Source organism: Allocoleopsis sp. (genome assembly GCF_036703385.1).
Taxonomy (GTDB): domain Bacteria; phylum Cyanobacteriota; class Cyanobacteriia; order Cyanobacteriales; family Coleofasciculaceae; genus Allocoleopsis.
This window is the reverse complement of record NZ_DATNPA010000034.1, coordinates 1-7705: the sequence shown is the minus strand read 5'-3', so window position 1 is coordinate 7705 and position 7705 is coordinate 1. Positions and strand designations below refer to the sequence as shown.

At 47.4% G+C, this 7705-nt stretch carries 7 protein-coding genes and 1 pseudogene; 3 read left to right on the top strand and 5 right to left on the bottom strand.

What is annotated here, in order from left to right; translation table 11 throughout:
- The 3 genes from V6C93_RS01715 to V6C93_RS01705 form a co-directional block, all read right to left on the bottom strand.
- A partial coding sequence (locus V6C93_RS01715) for a valine--tRNA ligase (RefSeq protein WP_333474912.1) occupies window positions 1-1596 on the bottom strand: 1596 nt, incomplete at its 3' end.
- A 293-nt stretch (window positions 1597-1889) separates the two neighbouring features.
- Window positions 1890-2156 carry a hypothetical protein gene (locus V6C93_RS01710; protein WP_333474911.1) on the bottom strand — a complete coding sequence of 89 codons (267 nt, stop codon included), beginning with the start codon at window positions 2154-2156 and terminating at the stop codon, window positions 1890-1892.
- A 13-nt stretch (window positions 2157-2169) separates the two neighbouring features.
- Window positions 2170-2436: a DUF6883 domain-containing protein gene (locus V6C93_RS01705; RefSeq protein ID WP_333474910.1), complete on the bottom strand. Its 267-nt coding sequence runs from the start codon at window positions 2434-2436 to the stop codon at window positions 2170-2172.
- Window positions 2437-3101: 665 nt separating this feature from the next.
- On the opposite strand from V6C93_RS01705, the gene V6C93_RS01700 reads away from it, so the two are divergent.
- The 3 genes from V6C93_RS01700 (at window position 3102) to V6C93_RS01690 (ending at window position 6590) form a co-directional block, all read left to right on the top strand.
- Window positions 3102-4052, top strand: a complete 951-nt coding sequence (locus tag V6C93_RS01700; RefSeq protein WP_333474909.1) for an McrB family protein — start codon at window positions 3102-3104, stop codon at window positions 4050-4052.
- A gap of 76 nt (window positions 4053-4128) precedes the next feature.
- Window positions 4129-5610, top strand: coding sequence for a DUF2357 domain-containing protein (locus V6C93_RS01695; protein ID WP_333474908.1), 1482 nt, complete (start codon window positions 4129-4131; stop codon window positions 5608-5610).
- A 641-nt stretch (window positions 5611-6251) separates the two neighbouring features.
- Window positions 6252-6590 (top strand): P-II family nitrogen regulator, encoded by a 339-nt coding sequence (locus tag V6C93_RS01690; RefSeq protein ID WP_333474907.1) that lies wholly within the window; start codon window positions 6252-6254, stop codon window positions 6588-6590.
- 105 nt (window positions 6591-6695) lie between these two features.
- Here the strand turns inward: V6C93_RS01690 and rdgB are convergent, their stop codons facing one another.
- Both rdgB and V6C93_RS01680 read right to left on the bottom strand, forming a co-directional pair.
- A complete protein-coding gene (rdgB, locus tag V6C93_RS01685; protein WP_333474906.1) occupies window positions 6696-7268 on the bottom strand; it encodes an RdgB/HAM1 family non-canonical purine NTP pyrophosphatase in 573 nt (190 codons plus the stop codon).
- A gap of 144 nt (window positions 7269-7412) precedes the next feature.
- Window positions 7413-7705, bottom strand: a pseudogene (locus V6C93_RS01680) (phosphoglucomutase/phosphomannomutase family protein); the annotation flags it as partial.

The window sequence follows — 7705 nt, the reverse complement described above, 5'->3', positions numbered from 1 at the left end:
GTGGATGTAAACTGTCTTAAATGGCATCTCACCTGTGAAATGTCCCCCCATCATCGTCATCCGAGCAACCCAGAAGAAGATGATGTCAAATCCTGTAACCAGGGTTGTGGTGGGATAGTAGGTTTTTAAGTCCGCTGTTTGCTCAGGCCAACCCATTGTGGAGAAAGGCCATAATCCTGAAGAGAACCAGGTATCGAGCACATCGGGGTCTTGTTTTATCTTGACATCTTCGCCAAATTGTGCAATGGCCTTTTCTTTGGCCTCTTCCTCATTGGAGGCAACAACAAACGGCGTGTTGTCTGTAATTTCTCCACCTGTTTCACTCACGCCATACCAAGCCGGAATTTGGTGTCCCCACCACAGTTGACGGGAGATGCACCAATCTTCCAACTTCACCAGCCAATCCCGGTAAACCTTCGTCCAGCGTTCGGGCACGAACAAGGGAGAATGCTTCTGGTCGAGGAAGTTCAACGCCCGGTCAGCCATCGGGCGAATTTTGACAAACCACTGGGTGGAGAGGAGGGGTTCGATGGGGACTTTGCCGCGATCGCTATACGGCACGGTATGCTTGTAATCCTCTACCTTCACCAAAACGCCATCTTCTTCTAGGCGCTTCACCACGTTCTTCCGGGCTTCAAAGCGGTCTTGCCCTTGGAATGGCCCTGCATTTTCGTTGAGGGTGCCATCCTTATTCATGATGTTGATGAAGGGCAGATTGTGACGCTGACCCATCTGGAAGTCATTCGGGTCATGGGCGGGTGTTACTTTCACGCAACCCGTGCCAAATTCTGGCTCAACTAACTCATCGGCAATAATTGGAATTTCTCGCCCCATAATGGGTAGGGTTAGCGTCTTGCCGATTAAATGCTTGTATCGCTCATCGTTAGGATTGACAGCAACTGCCGTATCTCCCAGCATGGTTTCGGGTCGAGTTGTCGCCACTTCCACAGAACCGCTGCCATCGGTGAGGGGATAGCGGAAGTGCCACAGATTTCCATTAACTTCTTGGTCTTCCACCTCTACGTCTGAGACAGCAGATTGGGTGGCAGGACACCAGTTAACTAAGTACTCGCCCCGGTAAATTAGCCCTTCTTCATAAAGACTGACAAAAGCTTTTATAACGGCTTTGGATAAGCCTTCATCCATCGTGAAGCGTTCCCGCGACCAATCTGCAGAGACACCTAAGCGCCGCAGTTGGTTAACAATTGTTCCCTCTGAGTCTTCTTTCCACTGCCAAGCTCGTTCGAGAAACTTCTCGCGTCCCAATTGTTTGCGGTTGGTACCCTCTTTTGCCAGTTGCTTTTCCAGCATGGTGTGTACGGCAATACTGGCGTGGTCGGTGCCGGGTAGCCACAGGGTATTGCGCCCTTTCATCCGGTGGTAGCGGACGAGGGTATCAATTAGGGCACTCTCGAAGGCGTGACCCATGTGTAAGCTGCCGGTGACGTTGGGCGGCGGAATCACGATGGAGTAGGGTTCGCCTTTGTGGTTGGCGTCGGCTTTGAAGGTCTGGTGTTCTTCCCAGAATTTCTGCCACTTGGATTCGGTGGTTTTGGGGTCGTATTGGGTTTGCTGGGTGGGAGTTGTTGCTGTCATGCAGGGAACACTATATGAAGACGAGCTTTCTAAATTTTGCCACAGGGCTGAGAGGGAACGAACCACAGAGGCGCGGAGGGCACGGAGGGAAGAGATATGGAAAGGGATAGAGATGAGGAGTGAGAGGGTGAATGATTGGTGTATTACTAATGTAGTATAAAACGCAAGCTGAGGGTTGGGATTGAGGAATGCGATCGCAGACCTAACAGCTTTCCTGTTGGCTACGCTACATTAAGAGCCATTGTGAAGAGAAAGAGCGATCGCATTTCAACACCAATCAGTTAGTAGTCGAGTTAGCTAACATTAGCTATTTCGGTACTTACAACCTCGAATTGATCAGGGCTAAGGATAACGTTTGTGTAGAAAAAGCCTCCAACTAGCCTTTCGTCGGGAATAGCGATATCCACCGCGTAACCTTCCGGGTTTTCATAGCATTCCACAACTGTTCCCAGTGCCCCTTTGGGGATGACGCGATTATCGTTGTCAGGCGTTTCGTGAGTAGAGAAATCGCCTTGGACATCCACTAATGTTTTGATCTGATCGTATAGGCTGACTTTCACTTCTTTCCTCCTGTCATTGGTATACTTCGAGCCAGTTTGTAATCAGCCTGGGGACATCTCTGTCATTGTCAATCTGCCAAGTTGTAACGAGGGTTCCTTCCCTTCCGTTTACTCCCTGAATCCGCACTCGTACCTGGAATCGTAGACCATAGATACTACTCTGACTTTGGGTGGCTGGTGCATTAACAAGACCTTGACGTAGCTGATTAATTACATCTTGTGCCGCAGCGCTACGACTCTGGGGGTTTTCCACATCGTATCCAATTGCCGCAAATGCCATCCACTTTCCCTAGTTGGCAGGATTTGTTGGATTCATCGAGTATTGCTCGAATTTACGAGAATCTATCTCAGCATCCTGCACCCTCGGCAAGGGTTCTCCGGCATTCCAATCCTGATACATACACTGCTCCATACCACAAGTTGCTAGCTAGCATAGGCTACGCTACTTGAAACGCCATCTCAAGTAATGGTGGCTTAGAAAGAGCGATCGCGCCTTTGCTGCTAGTGCTGGCATTGGCTACGCTACGAGAAGAAGCAGATGGAATTTAGGCTTGGAATTGAACAGTGCGATCGGGCTTCAAATAGTAGTGACTTAGTAATCAAGTTAGATGAGCGCTTTTAATACAGTGAAGTAAGCGGTATCACATAACTCTACGTTTAATGAATTGGCCATCAATGAATGATCCAAACAAAAAAGAACAAACTGCTACTAAAGTTAGCTCTAATAACCTACAAATTAAAAAAATTATTATCGAAATCATCAATAAAAAATGAGGTTCTCTTAATAGAGAAGATATTTATAGCGATATAGAACAGCAAATAAACGTCTATAAACTCACAGAAAGTGATAAATCAACTGTTCGGAAATGCATCAGTGACTTGAAAAAGGAGGGATATCTTAAACAATTCAATTTTTTGGAAATAACGTTAAAGGGAAGAAAGTTCTTGAGTCCATCAGCATTCAAACTTGAAACTGAACTTTCCTTTGAAAAAATTTATCAAGATATCCGAGCTAAAGGTTTGCGTATTGATGAGGGTACTCTGCGCCGCTATCACTTAGCTCTCAAGACTAGAAAATTCGTAATTCTCTCTGGAATTAGTGGTATAGGCAAGACTTGGCTCACTAAAGCCTATGCTGAGGCCGTGAAGGCTAAGGACCTTCCAGTACCTGTGGCTCCTAACTGGACAACTAACGAGGACTTGCTAGGCTACTTCAACCCTATCGACAAAGAGTATTACCATACCGCCTTCAGTTGCTTCTTAGAAGAAGCCGCCGAAGAGTATAAACAAGCCGGAGATAATGCCCGACATTACCACCTAGTCTTGGACGAGATGAACCTAGCACGGGTGGAGTATTATTTCGCGAAATTCCTCTCTGCAATGGAAGTGCGGATGCGCGAAGGAGTAGCCCAAATTCAGCTTGCATCCGAGAAAAAAGTCTTACTTCCCCCAAACCTCTACTTCATTGGTACAGTCAACGTAGACGAAACAACTCACAGCTTTGCTGACAAGGTTTATGATCGAGCGCAACTCATTGAGCTTGAAGCCCCTCGTCAGGATTTATACGAGCATTTGGGTGAAGTTTCCTATCGTGAAATCCTGATGCAATTTTGGGATGAAGTACACGCTGTTGCCCCCTTTGCTTTTCGTGTTCTAGATGAAATCAAGACTTATGTGAAAGAAGCTGAAGCGTTGGACGTGCCTTGGCAAAATGCCTTAGATGAACAGCTTTTGCAGAAGATTCTGCCTAAACTTAAAGGTGCCGATGATAGGGTTGGGGTAGCCCTCAAAGCCTTCATAGATATTGTTAATGATCAGGAGTTCCCCCTAAGCCACAAAAAAGCTACTAAGATGCTTGAGACATTCAATCAGCATGGATTTACTTCCTACTTCTAAACTAAGCTTTCTCAACCGTGAAGGCGATACACTAGAGGCTCCAGTAGAGTGACAGCCTGCTTTGCTGGAAGTTCGAGTGCCTATAGAGCAGAGGAAAGAAGTACAGCTTTGGCGACAAGGCACTCGACTCCGCATCTTCCTACAAGAAATCACAGGAAAGGAGCGGATTCTAACTGATTGGCCTCGCTCAAATCCCGGTTACTATCAACTGCGACTTGAGTATCAGGGTGAGGTTGAGGAGCAGATTGTAACCGTTTGGCCTCTGAAGATTAGCCGTGAAGCTTTTGCTCACATGCTAGAGGATTTGGATACTCGACTTCCAACCTCAGTAGCAATAGCTCTACAACGTACTGGGGCTTTAGCTGGTCTCAAACTGCCAAAACTCGGCGAAACTACTTTGGCTCAGGAAATGGTTCGCCTGTGTCGAGCGGTCGAAGGCACAAATAAACGACCTGGGCTAACTGAGATTTTGCGTTCACTCGCTCACGACCCTCACAAAATTCTAAAAACCCATGAGATTTGGGTTCGGCAAGAGCAAGTCCGTAGACCTTCACCTAGTGGGTTAGTTCGAGCTTTTTGTCGAGGTCATAACCTAGATGCTAGTGGGCGACCCATTCGCGTGCCCGATGTACGAGTAGAACACACGGTTGATGTTTACGAAAACCAGTTAGTTAACTTGTTTTTCGAGCTGGTCAATCAGAGGCTTCGACGAATTCAGTACGCCTTTGATGCTGACCGGAAAGGTAAGCCACTCAATGAGGTGCGATCACTCATTGAACAACTGAAAAAGGCTCGACAGCAGGCAGCTTTTCTAGACCAGGTAAGTCAGCTTAAACAGCAGCCCAATCAAATCACGATGGTTCTCTTAAAGCGTCCACCTTACCATGCCGCTTTAGAGGGGTATCTTGAATTTATCAGGAGTCCTACCGTGCGATTGGAGGAGTCAAACCTTGATGCACCTTTGGAGAAGTTATACCACCTCTATCAGGTTTGGGGCACTCTATGGGTAATTGAAACGCTGCTGGAAGTGGCTGGCAAGAAAGGATATCAAGTAGAAAATCAATGCTTGGTGGGTAGAGATAAAAGCGGAATCTATGTCCGAGTTCTACCAAATAATCAACCAGCAGTAACTTTAATTCACCCTCAGCACAAGACGAGGGTTCAGCTAATTCCTGAACGAACTTATGGGAAGGATGGTGAACTCCACAGCGCTAGCGTTAGACTGCGCCCTGATGTAGCAGTAGAGATTCAGCAAGCTGATGGCTCTCAGCAAGTGTACCTATTCGATCCCAAATATAAGCTGGATAGTGAACGAGAGGAAAACATAGACAAAGAAGGAAAGCCAAAGCCAGCAGACATTCAGAAAATGCACACCTACCACGATGCCATCCAAAACAGCGAAGGCAGACAAGTAGTGTGCTACGCTGCAATTCTTTACCCTGGTTCCTTCCACTCCTATTCCAGGAAAGAAATCGAGGCTCTTCCTGCCTATCCTGGTGCTGAGGCTGAACTACAGAAGCATCTGCGCCGTGTGTTAGACAAAGCTCTAACGCCTTAGCTTAGCTGATGCGATCGCACTCCTCAACCGCCTTCTCAAACTCCAGCCAGACTCTTAGAAATTTTGTAGGGGCGAAGCATTCGAGCAATCAATTTTGTAGTTTAACCAAGATTTTTCTATCCGAATGCTTCGCCCTCCCCGCTCTGGGCGAAGCATTTGGAAATAAATATGACAGGATTACCCGATAGATAGCCGCCCAAATGCTTCGCCCCTACATCACTTAATGGGTAAGGAGGAGTCTGGCCTCTCGTTAATTGACCAACAGTATTATTAATTCCTTAGCTCATAGCGAAAGCCCTCTTAAGAGGACTAAATGCTGACTTGCAAAGGATTTCAGTCCATTTCAATGGACTTGAGCTATTAGCCCGGAGTTTAAACTCCGGGAGGGTTTCGGGAAAACGAATTAGCCGCATCTTGCCCGCCCTGATTTAGCAGGCGAGACGCCTGCCCCACAAGATAGGATAATTCGCTAAGTCCTCTGCCACCCTGCCTCTTTCCTCCAGAAAACGAATAAGCTACTAAGGTACTCACTTAAGGCATAAATGTATTAAAAGTTACAAAACACCGATCTAGACGGTGCTAGAAAGTGTCATGCTGTCTTTAGAAAGATAGATAGTAAAAATTCGTGAGGAGCTAAGACCTTGAGGAAGGTAGAAGCAATTATCCGTCCCTTTAAGCTAGACGAAGTAAAAATCGCCCTAGTCAATGCCGGTATTGTCGGGATGACCGTTTCCGAAGTCCGGGGATTTGGACGCCAGAAAGGCCAAACTGAACGCTATCGTGGTTCCGAGTACACCGTTGAGTTCCTGCAAAAACTCAAGGTGGAAATTGTCGTCGAGGATAACCAGGTTGACATGGTAGTAGACAAAATCATTGCCGCTGCTAGAACCGGTGAAATTGGAGACGGCAAGATTTTCATTAGTCCCGTCGAGCAGGTCGTTAGAATTCGGACAGGGGAAAAGAATCTAGAAGCCGTGTAACCTGTCACTTCTCTTATATAAATAGGAAGGCTGAGGCTCTGCTGCTCCGGCTTAGCGCCTCAGTTCCAGTTTGTCATCTGTGTGAGCGACAACACTGGCTAAGCATTACCCTAACTGGTTTAACTGCGGTAGGAGTGCTTCAAAGGCTTTGCCACGATGACTATAGCGCCGCTTCATCTCCGGCGTCATCTCAGCAAACGTCAAACCCTGCTCTGGTACATAGAAAATTGGATCGTAACCAAAGCCGCCAGTCCCACGAGGAGCCTGTAAAATTTCTCCTCGGCAGATGCCTTCAACTTGGAGAGCGATCGCTCCATCCGGACGTGCGATCGCCACAACACAAACAAACTGTGCTCCTCGATTCTCCTGCTCACCGAGTTCCCTCAGCAGTCGTTCAATCCGCTCAGTATCTGAGTTACCGTAGCGTGCTGAATATATACCTGGGGCACCCTTGAGCGCATCGACTGCCAAACCCGAATCATCTGCGATCGCCCACTCTCCAGTCGCCTGAGCAATGGCTGACGCCTTCAGGACAGCATTCGCGGCAAATGTATCTCCGGTTTCCTCAATCTCTAATTCGGGTGGCTTCAACTGCAATTCCCACCCCTTATCTGACAGGTAAGCCTGCATCTCTCGCAGCTTGCCGGGATTTCCTGTCGCTACAACCAGCACTGTCATAATTTCAATCTTGTATTTTGAGCCATTTAGCAATCAGCATAGAGCTGGATTGCATGGTAGATGACCCAAAGGGTAGAAACACACCTAGTTAGTCTTCTCCCCCAGGCCAAAAGCCAGCACCTTTTATACTAATCGCGAACCGCCTTATACAGAATTGGCCCAATCTTTGGCCCAGTTTAGGGTATAGTGCACCTGTTCCAGAGTAGCGGCTTCGCAGTACAGTCGCAGAACCGGTTCAGTGCCGCTGAACCGAATCAGCAACCAGCTGTCATTGGCTAAGCGAAACTTATACCCATCTATCGTCAGACAATCTACTACTGCCTGATCGGCAATTTTTGTCAAGGGCTGAGATTGTAATTGTTCCAACAGGCGCGATCGCACATCCATGCTTGCCAGATGCAAATCGATGCGGTCATAAGCGGAGGTATAACCCGTGC

What these genes read in the sequence shown, in the direction of transcription:
- V6C93_RS01705 (WP_333474910.1), bottom strand. Translation starts at nt 2,436, where the DNA reads ATGGCATTTGCGGCAATTGGATACGATGTGGAAAACCCCCAGAGTCGT.
- rdgB (WP_333474906.1), bottom strand. Translation starts at nt 7,268, where the DNA reads ATGACAGTGCTGGTTGTAGCGACAGGAAATCCCGGCAAGCTGCGAGAG.